This is a genomic window from Kitasatospora sp. NPDC088783, from assembly GCF_044750705.1.
GTDB classification, from domain to species: Bacteria; Actinomycetota; Actinomycetes; order Streptomycetales; family Streptomycetaceae; genus Kitasatospora; species Kitasatospora fiedleri.
On record NZ_JBIVKJ010000005.1, the window covers coordinates 479,282 to 496,380 of the forward strand.

Here is a 17,099-nt window from a genome sequence, read left to right on the forward strand (position 1 = left end):
AACGGGGCCTAGCGCCAGAGCGGTTCCTCGGCCCGGTGTTCGGCCTCGCGCAGCACCCGCAGCACGTTGCGGCCGGTCAGTGCCTCCAGCTCCGTTGCGGACCAGCCGCGTTCGGCCAGTTCGTCCAGGAGGAGGGGGTAGCCGGACACGTCGGGCAGGTCGACCGGCTGCCGGTCGACGCCGTCGTAGTCGCCGCCGAGGCCGATGTGGTCCAGGCCCGCGACCTCCCGGGCGCGCTCGACGTGGTCGGCGACCTGGGCGGCGGTGGCCTCGGGGCGCGGGTGGGCGTCCAGCCAGCGCTTGAGCTCGGGCGGCGGGGGCCCGCCCGGACCGGCGGCGAAGGCGGCGGCGATCTCCTCGGCCGCGGCGGCCGGGCTCTCGCCCGGGGCCGGGTGCCGCGGCCAGCTCCAGGACGCCGGGGGCAGGCCGAGGCGCTCCCGTTCGGCGGCCGACTCGGCCCGCCAGGAGGCGACCTCGGGCGAGATGAAGTCGGGCACGAAGGTCAGCTGGACCACCCCGCCGTTGGCCGGGAGCAGCGCCAGCACCTCGTCGGAGACGTTGCGGGGGTGGTCGTTCACGGCGCGGCAGGAGGAGTGGCTGAAGATCACCGGGGCGGTGGAGGCGGCCAGGGCGGCCCGCTGGGTGGACTCGGCGGTGTGCGAGAGGTCGACCAGCACGCCGATCCGGTTCAGCTCGGCGACCACGGCCAGCCCCGCCGCGGAGAGGCCGCCGACACCGGGGGAGCCGGGGTCGGTGGCGGAGTCGGCCCACGGCGTGTGGTGGTTGTGGGTGAGCGTCAGGTAGCGGACGCCCAGCCGGGCGTAGGCGCGCAGCACGCCGAGCGAGGAGGCCAGCGAGTGGCCGCCCTCGATGCCGAGCAGCGAGGCGATCCGGCCGTCGGCGATCGCCGCCTCGACCTGGTCGGCCGTCACGGCCAGCCGCAACTGCCCCGGGTAGTGGGCGATCAGCCGGTGGGTCAGGTCGATCTGCTCCAGGGTGGCGACGGCGGCCACCGGTTCGGGCAGGTCGGAGGGGACGTAGACCGACCAGAACTGCGCGCCGACCCCGCCCTCGCGCAACCGGGGCAGGTCGGTGTGGAGTTCGGGCCGGTGCCGGTCCAGCCCGGCCACCGAACCGCCGCTGCGGGCCCGCAGGGCGACCGGCAGGTCGTTGTGGCCGTCGAACACCGGGCTGCGGCGCAGGACCTCCCGGACGACGGCCTGCGGGGAACCGGCCGAACCGGCGGAGCCGTCGGAGCCGGCGGAACTCTCAAGGTGGGCCGGGTCGGCGGGGCCCGGATCGGCGGGGCCCGGTGCGGTGCGGTCCGTCATGGGGCGGTGGCTCCTGTTCGCGGGAGGGGGAGGGCGGCGCGGCGCCGGGCCTGGCGGTCCGGGTCGGGCACCGGCAGCGAGGCGATCAGCCGCCGGGTGTACGGGTGCTGCGGGTCGCCGAGCACCCGGGCGGTGGGCCCGGACTCGACCACCCGGCCCCGGTGCAGCACGGCGACCCGGTCGGCCACCCGCTCCACCACGGCCAGGTCGTGGCTGACGAACAGGGCGGCGAAGCCCAGCTCGCGCTGGAGCCGGGTGAACAGCTCCAGCACCTGCGCCTGCACCGAGACGTCCAGCGCGGAGGTCGGCTCGTCGGCGATCACCAGCGCCGGGTCGAGGGCCAACGCCCGTGCCAGCGAGGCGCGTTGGCGCTGGCCACCGCTGAGCTCGTGCGGGTGCCGTTCGGCCGTCCCGGCCGGCAGCCGGACCTGCTCCAGCAGCTCCCGGACGCGCGCGGCGACGGCGGCCCCGTCCAGCTCGGGCCGGTGCACCCGCAGCGGCTCGGCCACGCAGGCGCCGATGGTCAGGTGCGGGTTGAAGCTGGTGGCCGGGTCCTGGAAGACGTAGCCGAGCCGGCCGCCGCGACCGGCCGCGGTGCCGCCGGCGCGGCGGCGCGGGCCGGTGCGGAGCGTCTCGCCGAGGACGGTGAGGGTGCCGCCGCTGACGGCGGTGAGCCCGGCGAGGGCGCGCCCGATGGTGGTCTTGCCGCTGCCGCTCTCGCCGACCAGCCCCAGCACCTCGCCCGCGCCGATCTCCAGGTCCACCCCGTCCACGGCCCGGAACGCCCGGCGGCCCAGCCGCCCCGGGTACTCGACGGTCAGGCCCCGGGCCGCGACCACCGGCGCGGCGCCTCCGTCGGCGGGCCGGGCCGGGCGGGGTGCGGCCTTCCCGAAGTCCGGTACCGCCGAGAGGAGTTGGACGGTGTACGGGTGCTGCGGCGCGGCGAACAGCTCGCGGACGGGGGCCTGCTCCACGATCCGGCCCTCGCGCATCACCGCGACGCGGTCGGCCAGGTCGGCCACCACCCCCATGTTGTGGGTGATCAGCAGCAGCGCCGTGCCCAACTCGTCCCGGCAGCGGCGCAGCAGGTCGAGGATCTCGGCCTGCACGGTCACGTCCAGCGCGGTGGTGGGCTCGTCCGCGACCAGCAGCCGGGCCCCCAGGGCGAGGGCCATCGCGATGACGGCGCGCTGCTGCTGACCGCCCGACAGCTGGTGCGGGTAGTGGTCGACCCGCCGCTCGGGCTCGGGGATGCCGACCTGCCCCAGCAGTTCGACCGCGCGGGCGCGCCGCTCGGCGCGGGTGCCCCGGCCGTGCGCGCGCAGGCCCTCGGTGAGCTGCCAGCCGATCGGGTGCACCGGGTTCAGCGCGGTGGCGGGCTCCTGGAAGACCATGGCCGCGGCCGTCCCGCGCAGCGCCCGCAGCGTGCGGCGGTCCGCGGTCAGCACGTCCACCGGCCCGGCGTCCCCGTGGTCGAGCAGCACCCGGCCCCGGGCGGCGGCCGACTCGGGCAGCAGGCCGAGCACGCTGCGCGCGGTGACGGTCTTCCCGCTGCCGCTCTCGCCGACCAGCGCCACCGCCTCCCCGGCCGCCACCGCCAGGTCCACGCCCCGGACGGCGAGGGCCGGTCCGCTGTCGGTGGCGAACGACACGTGCAGGTCCTCGATCCGGAGCAGCTCCGTGGGCGGCGTCTTGGGCTCAGGCACGGCTCTGCTCCGGGGTGTCGGCGAGCGGGACGGCGGGCGGGGCGGGTGCGACCGCGGGCGGGGCGGCGGGCGCGTCGACGACCGCGTCGACCACCGCGGGGGCGGCGGCGACCGGCGCGGCGGTCCCGGCGGGGGCGGTGCGCGGCGCCCGGCGGCGGCGCAGGCGCGGGTCGGCGAGGTCGTTGAGGCTCTCGCCCAGCAGGGTCACGCCGAGGACGGCGAGGACCGTGGCGGTGCCCGGGGCGAGCGCCGTCCACCAGATGCCCGAGGTGACGTCGGGGACGGAGCGGTTCAGGTCGTAGCCCCACTCGGCGGCGGAGTTGGGCTCGATGCCGAAGCCGAGGAAGCCGAGGCCGGCCAGGGTGAGGACGGACTCGGCGGCGTTCAGGGTGAGCAGCAGCGGCAGGGTGCGCACCGAGTTGCGCAGCACGTGCCGGAACATGATCCGCAGGCGGCCGGTGCCGATCACCCGGGCGGCCTCCACGAAGGGCTCGGCCTTGACCCGCAGCACCTCGGCGCGCACCACCCGGAAGTACTGCGGCACGAAGACCAGCGCCACCGAGCAGGCCGCCGCCGTCAGGCCGCCGACCAGGCTGGAGCGCCCGCCGCTGATCACGATGGACAGCACGATGGCCAGCAGCAGCGAGGGGAAGGCGTACAGCGCGTCGGCGACCCCCACCAGCAGCCGGTCCGGCCAGCCGCCCAGGTACCCGGAGACCAGGCCGAGCAGGGTGCCGGGCAGCGCCGACAGCACCAGCGAGAGCGCGATGACGGCCACGGCGGTGCGGGTGCCCCACAGGGTGCGCGCGAGCACGTCGTAGCCGCCGACGGTGGTGCCCAGCGGGTGGCCGTGGCCGGGCGGCTGCTGCGAGCCGAACAGCGCTCCACCGTCCTGGAGTTGGGCGTGGCCCCAGGGCGCGAGCCAGGGCGCGAGGAGGGCGGCGAGCAGGAACAGCGCGGTGAGCCCGGCCCCCGCCAGCAGCATGCCGCGCTGCAGGCCGACGCTGCCGCGCACCCGCTGCGGCACCAGCCGGGACAGCCGGGACGGACGGTCCGCACCGGGTGGACGGGAGGGCTCGGAGGGGCGGGACGGCTCGGGCGGACGGGACGGCGAGGACGGGGAGGACTCGCGGGACGGCTCGGACATCAGTACCTCACCCGGGGGTCGATCAGCGCGGCCAGCGCGTCCACCAGGAAGTTGACCACCGCGACCACCACCGCGAACAGCGCGACGATGCCCTGGACGGCGGCGAAGTCGCGCACTGTCAGGTAGTGGGCCAGCTGGTAGCCCAGGCCCTTCCACTCGAAGGTGGTCTCGGTGAGCACCGCCCCGCCGAGCAGCCCGGCCACCTGGAGGCCGAGCACCGTCACCACCGGGATCAGCGCGGGCCGGGCGGCGTGCCGGGTGATCAGGCGCAGGCCGCCGACGCCGCGCGAGCGCGCCGCCGCCACGTACTCGGTGTCCAGGGTGGCGATCAGGTGGGTGCGCACCAGCCGCAGCAGCACGCCGGCCAGCAGCAGGCCGAGGGCCAGCCCCGGCAGCACGCCGTGCCGCAGCACGTCGGCCACCGCCGCGCCGTCGCCGCTGCGCACCGCGTCGACCAGGTAGAGGCCGGTGGTGCTGGACAGGTTCTGCAACTCCAGTTCGACCTGGATCGAGGCGCGGCCGGAGACCGGCAGCCAGCCGAGCCCGACCGCGAAGACCAGTTTGAGCAGCAGCCCGACGAAGAAGACCGGCGTGGCGTAGCCGAGGACGGCGGCCAGGCGCAGCACGGCGTCCGGGGCGCGGTCGCGGTAGCGGGCCGCGACCGCGCCCAGCGGGACGCCCACGGCGACGGCCACCAGCAGGGCCCAGCAGGCGAGTTCGAGGGTGGCCGCGCCGTAGGTGCGCAGCACCGCGGAGACGGCCTGGTTGTCGGTGGCGGTGCGGCCGAAGTTGCCGGTGGCGGTCTGCCGCAGGTAGTCCAGGTACTGGGTGAGCAGCGGCCGGTCGTAGCCGGCCGCGTGCAGTTTCTGCTGGAGCTGGGCCGGGGTGAGCCGGTCGGCGAAGGCGGTGGTGACCGGGTCGCCGGTGGCCCGCATCAGGAAGAAGACCGTCGTGAGCAGCAGGAAGACGGTCGGGACGACGAGCAGGAGGCGGACGGCCAGGTAGCGGGCCAGCGGCGAGCGGAGCACGGCCGACAGGGGTCGGCCGTGCTCCTGGCGTCCGCGTCCGCCCAGGGGTGGGGCGAGCGTCATGGCGGGATCTCTCGGGTGTTCGGGGTGCGCCGGTCGGCGGGGGTCAGCTCTTGCTGAGCTCGGCCCAGCGGAACCGGTAGGCGCTGTTCAGCCGCTCGGGCACGCCCTGCACGCCGGCCCGGGTGACGATCGCGGTGGACCCCTGGAGCAGCGGCAGCAGCGGCACCTGCGCGGCGGTGGCCTCCTGCACCTGCTCGATCTGCCGGGTGCGGGCGGCCGGGTCGGTCTCGGTCTCCTCCTGCTTGATCAGGGCCTGCACGGCCGGGTCGTCGTAGCCGCTGTTGACCCAGCTGTCGTGGGAGAAGAACGAGCCGACGTAGTTGTCGGCGTCCAGGTAGTCGGCGTACCAGCCGAGCTGGTAGAGCGGGTAGAGGTCGGCGACCCGGTCCTTGCCGTACTGGGACCACGCGGTGGACTGGAGGTCGACCTTGAACAGGCCGGTGGCCTCCAGCTGGGTCTTGATCAGGGCGTACTCGTCGGCCGAGGAGGAGCCGTAGTGGTCGGTGTTGTACTGGAGGTGGAGGTCGACCGGGGTGCTGACGCCGGCGGCGGCGAGCACGGCGGCGGCGGCGTCCTTGGAGGGGCCGCCGTTCTTGTCGCCGTAGAGCCTCTTGAAGGACGCGGTGGCGCCGGTGATGCCGTCCGGCACCGAGGTGTAGAGCGGCTCGAAGGTGTTCTTGTAGACCTGGGAGGCGAGTTGGGCCCGGTCGACGGAGTGGGCGACGGCCTGCCGGACGGCGAGCGCCTTGGCCGGGTCGGCCTGGCCGGTCGCGCTGCCGTAGGGCTGGGTCTTGAAGTCGAAGACCAGGTAGCGGATGCCGTTGCCGGAGCCGGTGTGGACGGTGACGTCCTTCTTGCCGGAGAGGTCCTGGAGGTCGGCGGTGGGCAGGGTGCGGTAGACGGCGTCGATGCCGCCCTGCTGGACGTCCAGCTTCAGGTTGTTCGGGTCGGTGTAGTACTTGAGCCGGACCTGCGCGGTCTTCGGCGTGCCCAGCTGGCCCCGGTAGGCGGAGTTGGCCTCGAAGGCGACGAGTGAGTTCTTGGCGTAGCTGGTGATGCCGTAGGGGCCGTCCCAGGGCTTGCCCTTGACCACGGCGTCGTCGTCGAGGACCTTGTCGGCGGGGAAGACCTCCTCGTCCAGGACGAAGCCGGCGCCGGTGGAGAGCACCTGCGGGAAGAGGCTGTCGTTGGCCGACTTGAGGGTGAACACGACAGTGGTCGGGTCCGGGGCGGCGACCGAGGCGAGGTTGTAGAGCAGCGAGGACGGGCCGTTCTTGTCGGCGATCCGCAGCTGCCGGTCGAAGCTGAACTTGACGTCGGACGAGGTCAGGTCGTGGCCGTTGGCGAACTTCAGGCCGGGCTTCAGGGTGGCCGTGTACTGGGTGGGCGCGGTCAGCTTGACGTCGGTGGCCAGGTTCGGCGAGACGTCCGAGGTGCCGTTCCTGGCGCTGAGCAGCGGGGAGTAGACCTCGTCCGCGATGGTGCCGGAGCCGGCGTCCCAGGAGCCGGCCGGGTCGAGGCTGACGATCTGGTCGGTGGTGCCGATGGTCAGCACGGAGGCCGCGCTGCCGCCGGAGGCGGAGCCGCCGGCCTTGGCGCTGGTGCAGGCGGTGGCGGAGACCAGGACGGCGGCACTCAGCGCGAGCGCGGCGGTGGCGCGTCGGCGGGGCGCCGGGGTGGGTATGGCGACGGTCGAACGGCCGTGTCGGGCAGGGGACTTGTGCATGGACGGTCTCCGGGTTCGCGGGTGCGCGGGTGCGGCGGCGGTCGCCGGCGACGCGGCAGCGGTGCGGGCGCGGGATGCGGCGGGCACGCTGGGCGCGGGGCGGGCGCGGGGCCTGGTGAGCGGCGGGACGGGCACCGCCGGGCCGCCGGTGGGCGGGGGGCGGCTGTCGTGCTCAGCGACAGAGCGAACTGGAGACCATGAGCAGGTCGATGTGGCGGCGGCTGTACAGAGCCGTGGGCACCCTCGTCCTCCCGGTCGTGGTCGGTCCGGGCGTGGCACCGGAACTCGTGGCGAGGCACGAAGGTAGATCAACGGCCGGGGCCGGTCAAGGGGAGCGGTCGGCGCTCCGGGGGTGCTCCACCGGTCGCCCGGTGGGCCGCAACTCTCCTGCGGCACAGGATAGTTAACTGATCATCAGGCAATATTGCCGGGGCCGTTCCGGTGACGGGCGTTCACCTCGCGTGCCGGGATCGCCACACGGTGGCAATGCAATCTTCACGACACGGTATCTACCCGCATAGACAATCGGCTGCCACGCTGGCTCGGAACCGCCGACAGGGCCCAACGCGCCTTCCCGCAGCGCCACTTGCGCGTTGGCCCTGCTCTGCTCTGCCCGCTGCGCCGCGCCGCCCCTGTTGCCCCCGTCCCTCCGTCGAGTCCAGGAGTGCCCCCGTGCCGAATCGTTTCCTCCGCCGTTTCGCCGCCTTCGCCACCACCTCCGTCCTCGCCGCCGGAGCCGTCACCATCGGCACCGGCACCGCCGAGGCCGCGCTGCCCACCCCGGTCTCCGCCGCCACCGCCCGCAGCTACCTGGCCCAGTTGACCGTCAAGGCCGAGAACCGCACCGGCTACAACCGCGACCTGTTCCCGCTCTGGATCACCATCTCCGGCACCTGCAACACCCGCGAGACCGTGCTCAAGCGCGACGGCTCCGGCGTGGTCACCGACGCCAACTGCGCCGCCACCTCCGGCACCTGGTTCTCCCCGTACGACGGCGCCACCTGGCACGCCGCCTCCGACCTGGACATCGACCACCTGGTGCCGCTCGCCGAGGCCTGGGACTCCGGCGCCTCCGCCTGGACCACCGCCCAGCGCCAGGCCTTCGCCAACGACCTGACCCGCCCCCAGCTGCTCGCCGTCACCGACAGCGTCAACCAGGCCAAGGGCGACAAGGACCCGGCCGAGTGGCTGCCCTCGGTGACCGGCTACCGCTGCACCTACGTCCGCGCCTGGGTGCAGGTGAAGTACTACTACAAGCTGTCCGTGGACAGCGCCGAGAAGACCGCGCTCACCAACGTCCTCAACGGCTGCTGAGCGCCGCGCCGTTCGACCCGGACCGTCCGCGCGGAACTCCGCGCGGACGGTTTGGGCGCTTGCGCACGCGAATGACCGAAATGTCCGATCGGCGCGCCTTCGTCCTGGTCAACGCGGTTCTCCGGCATCCTTGCTGACGGAACGACGGACGGCTGGACACGGGCGGAGGGCTGACGGATGGACAGGCGGAGCTTCCACCGGGCGGGGGTCGCGGCCGGCGCCGGGCTGTTCACGGCCGCGGCGGGCGGACGGGCCTACCCGGCCCAGGAGTACGGAACCCAGGCGTACGGGCCCCAGGCGTACGAGGCCCAGGGCTACCCGGCACCGGCCTACGCGGTGCCGACGTACGAGCCGCACGGGTACGAGACCCAGGGCTACGGGGCGCACGGCTACCCGGCACCGGCGTACATGGTGCCGACCTACTCGGCGCCGGCGCACGCGGCGCCCGCGTACGTCGTGCCGCCGCGCACGGCGCCGTACGGGGCGGTGCTCTCGGACGGGCTGGCGGTGCCGTGGACGCTCAGGCAGGTGGTCGCCGGGGACCTGAACGTCTGCTACGCGGAGTGCGGCCCGCCCGACGGCCCGGTGGTGGTCTGCCTGCACGGGTGGCCGTACGACATCCACAGCTTCGCCGAGGCGGCCCCGCTGCTGGCGGCGCGCGGCTACCGGGTCCTGGTGCCCTACCTGCGGGGCCACGGCCGGACCAGGTTCCGCTCCGAGCAGATCCCGCGCAACGCCCAACAGGCCGCCGTCGCCCGGGACCTGATCGCCCTGCTGGACGCGCTCGGGGTCAGCAGCGCCCTGCTGGCCGGGTTCGACTGGGGCGCCCGGACGGCCGCGATCGTCGCCGCGCTGCGGCCCGACCGGGTCAAGGCCCTGGTGTCGGTGGGCGGCTACCTGATCACCGACGTCCACGCCCAGGCCGACCCGCTGGGCGCGGAGGCCGAACACGCCTGGTGGTACCAGTACTACTTCACCACCGAACGCGGACGCCGTGCCCTGCTCGACCGCCGGCTGCGCCGCGACCTGTGCCGACTGGTGTGGCAGACGGTCTCGCCCGGCTGGCAGTTCGAGGAGCAGGTCTTCGACCGCACCGCCACCGCCTTCGACAACCCCGACTACCCGGAGATCGTGGCGCACAACTACCGCTGGCGCCTGGGCCTGGCCGGCGGCGAGCGCCGCTACGACGCCGACGAGCGGCGGCTCGCCGACCGGCCGGTGATCACCGTGCCCGCCGTGGTGCTCGACCCCGCCCTCGACCCGTTCACCGCGCCCGGCCGGGGCCGCAGCTACCGCGACCGGTTCGTCGGGCCGTACCTGCACCGCACCGTCGACGGCGTCGGCCACAACCTGCCGCAGGAGGCGCCCGGCGAGTTCGTCCGGGCGGTGCTCGACGCCGACCGGCTGTGAGCGACCCCGTGGACGGGGCGGGCCGGGCGTGGGGCCCCGTTGGGCTCCGCGTCACCGGGTGAAGGATTGACGAACAGTCAGACCGCCCCCTGGACAAGCCGTTACCCGTCGGTAAGTCTCGTGTGACGTGACCGACACCACCAACGCCACCGCCGCGCCCCGCCCGCCGCGCCGCCGGGTGATCCAGGCCGCCGCCCTCACCGCCGGGGCCCTCGCCCTGCCGCTCACCGCCCCGGCCGGCCGGGCCGACGCCGCCGACACCCCCCGGTTCCTGCACGGCGTCGCCTCCGGCGACCCGCTGCCCGACGGCGTCCTGCTGTGGACCCGCCTCACCCCCACCGCCGACGCCCTGCCCGGCTCCGGGCTCGGCCCCGACACCGCCGTCCGCTGGCAGCTCGCCACCGACCGCGACTTCACCACCGTCGTCGCCACCGGCACCGTCACCACCGGCGCCGCCACCGACCACACCGTCAAGGCCGACGTCCGCGGCCTGCGGCCCGACACCGCCTACTGGTACCGCTTCCTCGCCGACGGCGCGACCTCCCCCGTCGGCCGCACCCGCACCACCCCCGCCGCCGACGCCGCCCCCGACCGGCTGCGCCTGGGCGTCGCCTCCTGCGCCAACTGGGAGGCCGGCTACTTCGCCGCCTACCGCCACCTCGCCGCCCGCGGCGACCTGGACGCCTTCCTCTTCCTCGGCGACTACATCTACGAGTACGCGAGCGGCGCGTACGGCACCCGCGGCACCGTGGTGCGCCCGCACGCCCCCGCCCACGAGATCCTCACGCTCGCCGACTACCGCACCCGGCACGGCCGCTACAAGACCGACGCCGACCTCCAGGCGCTGCACGCCGCCGTCCCCACCATCGCGATCTGGGACGACCACGAGTTCGCCAACGACGCCTGGTCCGGCGGCGCCGAGAACCACACCCCCGGCACCGAGGGCGACTGGTCCGCCCGGGTCGCCGCCGCCAAGCAGGCGTACTTCGAGTGGATGCCGGTCCGCCCGTCCGTGGCCGGCACCACCTACCGGCGGCTGCGCTACGGCAAGCTCGCCGACCTGCACCTGCTCGACCTGCGCTCGTTCCGCTCCCAGCAGGCCGCGGTCGGCGACGGCCGGGTCGACTCCGCCGACCGCACCCTCACCGGCCGGGCCCAACTCGACTGGCTCAAGGCCGGGTTGGCCGCCTCCGACACCACCTGGCGGCTGGTCGGCAACGAGGTGATGATCTCCCCGGTGGCCTTCCTCTCGCTGCCCGACTACCTGCTCCGACCGCTCGCCCAACTGCTCGGCCTGCCCGGCGAGGGCCTCGCCGTCAACGTCGACCAGTGGGACGGCTACACCCACGACCGGCGCGAACTGCTCGCCCACCTCAAGGACCACCGCATCACCAACACCGTCTTCCTCACCGGCGACATCCACTCCGCCTGGGCCTGCGACGTCCCCTACGAGGCCGCCACCTACCCCGCCTCCGGCAGCGCCGCCACCGAGTTCGTGGTCACCTCGGTCACCAGCGACAACATCGACGACATCCTCAAGGTCGCCCCCGGCACGCTCTCCCTGGTCGCCGCCGCCGCGATCCAGGCCGCCAACCGGCACGTCAAGTGGACCGACCTCGACTCGCACGGCTACGGCGTCCTCGACATCACCCCCGAACGCGCCCAGATGGACTACTACGCCCTCTCCGACCGCACCAGGACCGACGCCACCACCCGCTGGACCCGCTCCTACCGCACCCGCACCGGCACCCAGCAGATCGAACGCGTCAACTCCCCGGTCGCCTGACGCACTGTCCGCCGTCCGCCGCCGCCGTCCACCCTCGTCCGCCGCCCGGGGGCGGCGGACGAGGTCACCGGACGTCACCCCGGTAGGGTCGGCAGCCACGCCGTTGGAGACGTGCCCTCCGGGGCGGAAGGGCGGCCCGACCGTGCGCTCCGCACCGCACCCGCTGTGGCGCACTTCCTGGCCGCCGCCGAGGGCTGCTTCCCGCCCGCGGACGGGCGGGTGACGGTGCTGCCGCCGCTGCCCGGCGGGCTGGAGTGCTCGGTGGCGTTCACCGGGCACGCCGTCGTCGCCACCGCCCTGGACGCGCGCCAGGTCGCGGACGGCGGCGCGGACGGCTACGGGGGCTCGCTCGACCCGCGCTTCCTGCTGCGCCTGGCCGGGCCGGACGGCTGGATCGGCGTCACCGACGCCACCCTCACCGCCCGCGCCACCGGCGGCCCGCCTCGCCTCGGCCCGCTGCCCGGCCTCGACGACCACCCGCGGGTGCGCTTCGCCCGCTCCCAGCGCACCCGCGTCACCGTCCACGGCGACGGACGCGGACTGGTCACCCTCGCCCACGGCCTGGCCGGCCGCCACGAACTCAGCGTCGAACTGCACGACACCCGCCCCGACGGCCGGGGCCACGGCCGCACCCTGCTGCGCGACGCCCTCACCCTGCTCCCCGCCGGCACCCCCGTCTTCGCCGCCGTCGCCCCGGGCAACGCCCGCTCCCTGCGCGCCTTCCTCGCCGCCGGCTTCACCCCCGTCGGCAGCGAGGTCGTCCTGCGCCCCGGTCAGTCCAGGTCGTCGGGGCCGGGGACGCCACCGTAGGCCGGGGCGAAGAGGACCAGGGCGACCAGGTCCTCGGTGATGTCGTGGAAGCGGTGCGGTTCGCGGGCCGGGACGAAGAGCGAGCTGCCGGGGCCGACGTCGACGGTGCGGTCGCCGGAGGTGAAGCGGGCGCGGCCCCGGGTGACGACGTACACCTCGTCCTGGAGGTGCGGGGACTGGTCGTCGGCGGAGCCCGCCGGGAGCGAGTAGGTGCCGAAGCTCAGGGCGGGCACGCTCAGGTGCTCCGCGTAGTGGGGGGAACCGTCCGGGGCGGGGCGGAAGCGGCCGCTGTCGATGATCTCCATGACGGCCGATCCTCGCACGGGGGACGGGTGTCGGGGGAGGGGTGTCGGGGGGAGGGTCGCGGGGGAGTCGGCCGGGGCGGTGAGCGGGGTCAGCCGAGGCGGGCGAAGGTCGCGGGGACCGGCAGGGTGGTCCAGCGGTCGAGGGGCCAGACCAGGACGCGGGCCCGGCCGATCACGCTGCCGACCGGGAGGAAGCCGCCCGCCGGGTTGTGGAGCTGCTGGTAGCGGGAGTCGAGCGAGTCGTCGCGGTGGTCGCCCATCACCCACAGGAACCCCGTCGGGACCTCGACCGTGCCGACCGGGAAGTCGTCGCAGGGGGTGGAGCCCGGGTACAGGTAGGGCTCGTCCAGGGCGGTGCCGTTGACCTTCAGGGGCTGGCCCGCGTCGCACTCGACGGTGTCGCCGCCGACCGCGATCACCCGCTTGATCAGGTCCTTCTCGTCGGCGGCGGGCATCAGTCCGAGGTGGCTCAGCACCCCCCGCACGATGCCGCCGGAGCCGGTCGGCTCGGTCAGCCAGCCGCCCGGGTCGCGGAAGACCACCACCTCGCCGCGGTGCGGCTGCTCGCCCAGCCAGGGGCTGAACTTGTCGACCGCCACCCGGTCGTCCTTCTGCAGGGTGCCCATCATGGAGCCGGACGGGATGACGAACACCTGCACCAGGAAGGTCTTGACCAGCAGCGACAGCAGCAGCGCCGCGACCACGCAGCCCGCCACCGCCCGCCCCCGGGAGGGGCCGAGCCCCCGGCGCAGCCGCTGCCGCCACCCGGAGTCGGAGCCGGACGGCCCGTCGGCCGACGAGGTGCCGTCGGCGGAGGTGGCTGCGGTGGTCACGGCGGCTCCCGGGGCGGACGGTGGCGGGCTGCGGGTGATGACGGCTGACAGGTCGACAGGTCGACGGAGCGGGCGGTCGGCAGGTCGGACGGTCGGTCGGAACGGCCGTCATCGTACGTGCACCGTGCGTGTGTTCGGCGTAAGGTGACGCCCCCTCAGGCCGCGCCTCCCGCCCCCGGACGCGGGTGTGCCGCGACCGGTACCCGACCGGTCGCGGCACACCCGCTCACGCGCTCACCCGCTCGCGCCGCTCACCGGCGCCCGGCGGCTACAGGCGCTGCCACAGGGCCGGGACGACGTCGGGGGTCCAGGTGCTCTGCGAGGTGTGGGCCTGCAGGCACTTGTAGCTGACGCCGTTGTAGGTGACCACGTCGCCCGCCTTGTAGGCCACGCCCGCGGCCCAGGTGCCGCCGCCGGTGCCGCCGCCGTCGACCACCAGGGTGTAGCCGGTGCCGTGGGTGGCGGAGGGGCCGGTGCCGGTGACCGTGATGGTGTAGGTGCCGGCGGGAGTGGTGGCGGAGGTGGAGACCGTCAGGGTCGCGCTGCCGCCGCTGGTGACGGAGGACGGGCTGAACGAGACGGTGGCGCCGGACGGGGCGCCGCTCGCGGTCAGCGCCACGCTCTGCGCGCTGCCGGAGCTGGTCGAGGTGGAGACCGTGGCGGTGGCCGCCGAACCGGCCTGGACGGTGCCGGTGGCCGGGTTCACCGCGAGGGTGAAGTCGTTGGCCGGGGTGGTGGTCCCGCCGACCGAGGTCTTCCAGATCGCGTACGCCACCCCGTCGGCGTTCCGGTTCAGCACCGTCGCGTCCACGTTGGAGGTGGTGTCGCACGCGGAGTGGTAGCAGGAGTCGTAGGCGCGGTTCGCGGTGCCGCCCCACTTGGCGGCCTGCGCCGCGGTCTTGACGGCGCTGGCGCCCGCGGCGTAGCCCGAGGTCGGGATGCCGCCCTGCTGGAAGGAGTAGTCGTCCGAACGGCCCTGGCCCTCGACGTTCTCCTCCGGCTGGAGGTTCAGCGAGTCCCAGTACGCCTTGAGCGGCGCGGCGGCGGCCGAGTTGAGGTTGTTGACGAAGTAGCCGGCGTTGGGGGAGCCGACCATGTCGAAGTTGTAGTAGCCCTTGATCGCCGAGCGCTGGGCGGAGGAGAGCTGGCCCACGTAGTACTGCGAGCCCTGCAGGCCCTGCTCCTCGCCGGCCCACCAGGCGAACCGGACGTGCCGGCTCATGGTCGGGTTCTGCTGCGCCAGCACGAGCGCGTTCTCCAGCAGGACGGCCGAACCGGAGCCGTTGTCGTTGATGCCCGGGCCGGCCGCGACCGAGTCCAGGTGCGCGCCGAACATGGTGACCTGGTCGGACGGGCCGCCGGGCCAGTCGGCGATCAGGTTGTTGGCGGTGTAGGTGCACGAGGTGCAGGTCTGTTCGGTGACGGTGTAGCCCGCCGCCTGGAGCCGGCCCTTCACGTACGCCAGCGACTGGGTGTAACCGGCGCTGCCGGCCCGGCGGTTGCCGCCGTTCTGCTGCGCGACCGCGTACAGCTGGCCCAGGTGCGCCTGCACGTTCGCCACGTCGATGTCGGGCGCCGAGCCGCCCGGGTTGCCCCCGCCGCCGACCGTCAGCTGGTACTGCGCGGTGTGGGTGGCCGGACCGGAGCCGGTCACCGTCAGGGTGTAGCTGCCCGCCGGGGTGTTCGCGCCGACGTTGACGTTCAGCGTCGCCGAGCCGCCGGACTGCACGGTGGCCGGGGAGACCGTCGCCGTGGTGCCGGACGGCGCGCCGGTCACGGCCAGCGAGACGTTCGCCGCCGAGCCCGCGGTGACGGCCGTGGAGACGGTCGCGCTGGTCGAGCCGCCCGCCTGGACGGTGCCCGCGGCCGGGTTCAGCGCCAGCGAGTAGTCGCTGGTCGGGGCCGCCGCGCAGGTCGGGTCGCCGGTCTGGGCCGGGACGCTGACCGCGTCCCAGGCGGCCTTGGCGCGGTTGAAGAAGGTGCAGGTCGGATCGAGGTTCTTGGCCGCGGTCAGGGTCGCGGTCCGGTACTTCTTGTACGTCATGCCGCTGGTCTTGAGCAGCATGCCGCCGTAGAAGACCCGGCCCGCGTCGCGGATGCCGAGGCCGGTGACGGACGAGGAGTTGCAGGTCGGGCTGGACGGCTTGCCGCCGCCCGGGCTGGAGCCCTCCGCCAGCAGGTAGAACCAGTGGTTCAGCGGTCCGGCCGCCGCGTGCTCCTCGGTGTTCGGGATCGAGGCCGAGTAGCAGTTCGGGTTGCCGGAGACCTGCGAGGGGTTGTACATCACCCGGATCGGGCCCTGCCCGACCAGGTTGATCATCTCGCCGACCGTGTAGTCCGGGGAGTCGTACGGGGCCGGCTCGTTGGCGTACGCCTCGGTCAGCGCGCCCATGATGTCGCCGGTCGCCTCGCCCAGGCCCGACTCGTTGTTCGCGCCGCCCGGGGTGTACTGGTCGATGCCGTGGCCGAACTCGTGGCCCACCACGTCGATCGCCGCGATCCACTCGTTGGACTGGCTGTGGCCGATCGAGATCGACGAGCCGTCCCAGTACGCGTTGACGTCGTTCAGGCCGACCTTGACCGGCCAGCTGCCGCCGTTGCCGTTGTGGCCGTTGCGGCCCAGCCAGTCCCGGAGCATGTCCCACTCCTTCTGCGCCGCGAACATCGCGTCGGCGCAGCCGGTCTCCTTGGAGGTGGCGGCCCCGGTGCCCCAGGAGTCGGTGGACTTGCCGAAGACCTGGCCGGTCGAGTAGTCGGCGCAGCTCAGGCCCGGGCGGCCCGGGTCGCGCAGCGAGTACGAGCCGCCCGAGCCGGTGGTGTTGATGGTCAGGCCCGCCGGGCCGTTCCACTTGCTGTTGATGGTGCCGGCCCGGACGTCGTCGTACCGGTCGGCGACCTCGCCGGTCACCGCGTCCACGAACACGTGCAGGTGGCTGGGCCGGTCCGCGGTCGCACCGGTCAGCACCGACTCCCAGGCCAGCCGCGAGGTGCCGTCCTTGACCCGCACCACCAGGCGCGGGGCCTCGGCCGAGTCGACCCTCGCCAGCTCGGCGCGGGCCGTCCTGGCCGCGGCCGCCGCACTCACCTTCGCCGCGGTCGGCACGCCGACCGGCCCGGACGCGGCGTTCTGCACCGCCCGGACCCTGCCCTGGCCGTCGGCGAGCACCACCGCGTCGCCGCCGACCACCGGCAGGCCCCGGTAACTGCGCTCGTAGGAGACCGAGTACAGGCCGTTCAGGAACGGGGTGACGGCGCGGCGCTCGTAGCTCTCGTCCGGGCCCTTGGCCAGTGCGTCCGACCCGGCCGACGCCGCCAGGTCCGCCGCCGAGACGGCGGCGGCCAGCGGGGTGGGGGCGAGCGGGGCGGGGGGAGGCGCGGCGTTCGCCTGTCCGGCGAAACCACCGAGCATGCCTCCCAGCACGGCCAGGGTGGTGCCGGCGGTCAGCAGTCTGCGTTTCATCAGAGCTCCTCAGCTCCTCGGATGTGGGGGTGCCCGGAACCCTCACACCGCCGCCATGGCCCGGTCAACGGACCTGACAATCCCCGCAGCGGGATGGCAAATTCCGTCAAATACATTGATCGGGAAGGGAATTGACCTGCCATCGGCAAGGGTCCGGGGCGCTCCGGGCCAGGGTCACGG

12 protein-coding genes are annotated in these 17,099 nt (G+C 74.4%); 4 read left to right on the forward strand and 8 right to left on the reverse strand.

The window, feature by feature from the left end; genetic code table 11:
- Positions 1 to 8: 8 nt before the first annotated feature.
- The 5 genes from ACIP60_RS18055 to ACIP60_RS18075 are packed head-to-tail and all read right to left on the reverse strand — an operon-like array spanning position 9 to position 7,001.
- Complete coding sequence (locus ACIP60_RS18055) at positions 9 to 1,331, reverse strand: dipeptidase (protein ID WP_400685257.1); 1,323 nt, start codon at positions 1,329 to 1,331, stop codon at positions 9 to 11.
- The gene (locus tag ACIP60_RS18060) at positions 1,328 to 3,037 is read right to left on the reverse strand and encodes a dipeptide ABC transporter ATP-binding protein (protein WP_400685259.1); all 1,710 of its coding nucleotides are present in this window, start codon (positions 3,035 to 3,037) and stop codon (positions 1,328 to 1,330) included. Before ACIP60_RS18060 ends, ACIP60_RS18055 begins: the two co-directional genes overlap by 4 nt.
- Entirely contained in the window at positions 3,030 to 4,184 is a 1,155-nt protein-coding gene (locus ACIP60_RS18065; protein ID WP_400685261.1) for an ABC transporter permease, read from the reverse strand. Before ACIP60_RS18065 ends, ACIP60_RS18060 begins: the two co-directional genes overlap by 8 nt.
- A complete protein-coding gene (locus ACIP60_RS18070; RefSeq protein ID WP_282204157.1) occupies positions 4,184 to 5,275 on the reverse strand; it encodes an ABC transporter permease in 1,092 nt (363 codons plus the stop codon). Before ACIP60_RS18070 ends, ACIP60_RS18065 begins: the two co-directional genes overlap by 1 nt.
- Before the next feature lie 43 nt (positions 5,276 to 5,318).
- Entirely contained in the window at positions 5,319 to 7,001 is a 1,683-nt protein-coding gene (locus tag ACIP60_RS18075) for an ABC transporter substrate-binding protein (protein ID WP_400685264.1), read from the reverse strand.
- A gap of 744 nt (positions 7,002 to 7,745) precedes the next feature.
- On the opposite strand from ACIP60_RS18075, the gene ACIP60_RS18080 reads away from it, so the two are divergent.
- From ACIP60_RS18080 to ACIP60_RS18095, 4 genes are all read left to right on the forward strand, one after another.
- Positions 7,746 to 8,315 (forward strand): HNH endonuclease family protein, encoded by a 570-nt coding sequence (locus tag ACIP60_RS18080; protein ID WP_400685397.1) that lies wholly within the window; start codon positions 7,746 to 7,748, stop codon positions 8,313 to 8,315.
- Between the two features lie 177 nt (positions 8,316 to 8,492).
- Positions 8,493 to 9,725, forward strand: coding sequence for an alpha/beta fold hydrolase (locus ACIP60_RS18085; RefSeq protein ID WP_400685267.1), 1,233 nt, complete (start codon positions 8,493 to 8,495; stop codon positions 9,723 to 9,725).
- A gap of 127 nt (positions 9,726 to 9,852) precedes the next feature.
- A complete protein-coding gene (locus ACIP60_RS18090) occupies positions 9,853 to 11,511 on the forward strand; it encodes an alkaline phosphatase D family protein (RefSeq protein ID WP_400685269.1) in 1,659 nt (552 codons plus the stop codon).
- A 165-nt stretch (positions 11,512 to 11,676) separates the two neighbouring features.
- Positions 11,677 to 12,321, forward strand: a complete 645-nt coding sequence (locus ACIP60_RS18095; RefSeq protein ID WP_400685271.1) for a hypothetical protein — start codon at positions 11,677 to 11,679, stop codon at positions 12,319 to 12,321.
- Here the strand turns inward: ACIP60_RS18095 and ACIP60_RS18100 are convergent.
- The 3 genes from ACIP60_RS18100 to ACIP60_RS18110 form a co-directional block, all read right to left on the reverse strand.
- Positions 12,285 to 12,626: a cupin domain-containing protein gene (locus tag ACIP60_RS18100; RefSeq protein ID WP_400685273.1), complete on the reverse strand. Its 342-nt coding sequence runs from the start codon at positions 12,624 to 12,626 to the stop codon at positions 12,285 to 12,287. The genes ACIP60_RS18095 and ACIP60_RS18100 overlap by 37 nt on opposite strands.
- 89 nt (positions 12,627 to 12,715) lie before the next feature.
- Positions 12,716 to 13,459, reverse strand: a complete 744-nt coding sequence (gene lepB / locus ACIP60_RS18105) for a signal peptidase I (protein ID WP_400685276.1) — start codon at positions 13,457 to 13,459, stop codon at positions 12,716 to 12,718.
- Between the two features lie 268 nt (positions 13,460 to 13,727).
- Positions 13,728 to 16,919 carry a M28 family peptidase gene (locus ACIP60_RS18110; RefSeq protein ID WP_400685278.1) on the reverse strand — a complete coding sequence of 1,064 codons (3,192 nt, stop codon included), beginning with the start codon at positions 16,917 to 16,919 and terminating at the stop codon, positions 13,728 to 13,730.
- Between the last annotated feature and the right edge of the window lie 180 nt (positions 16,920 to 17,099).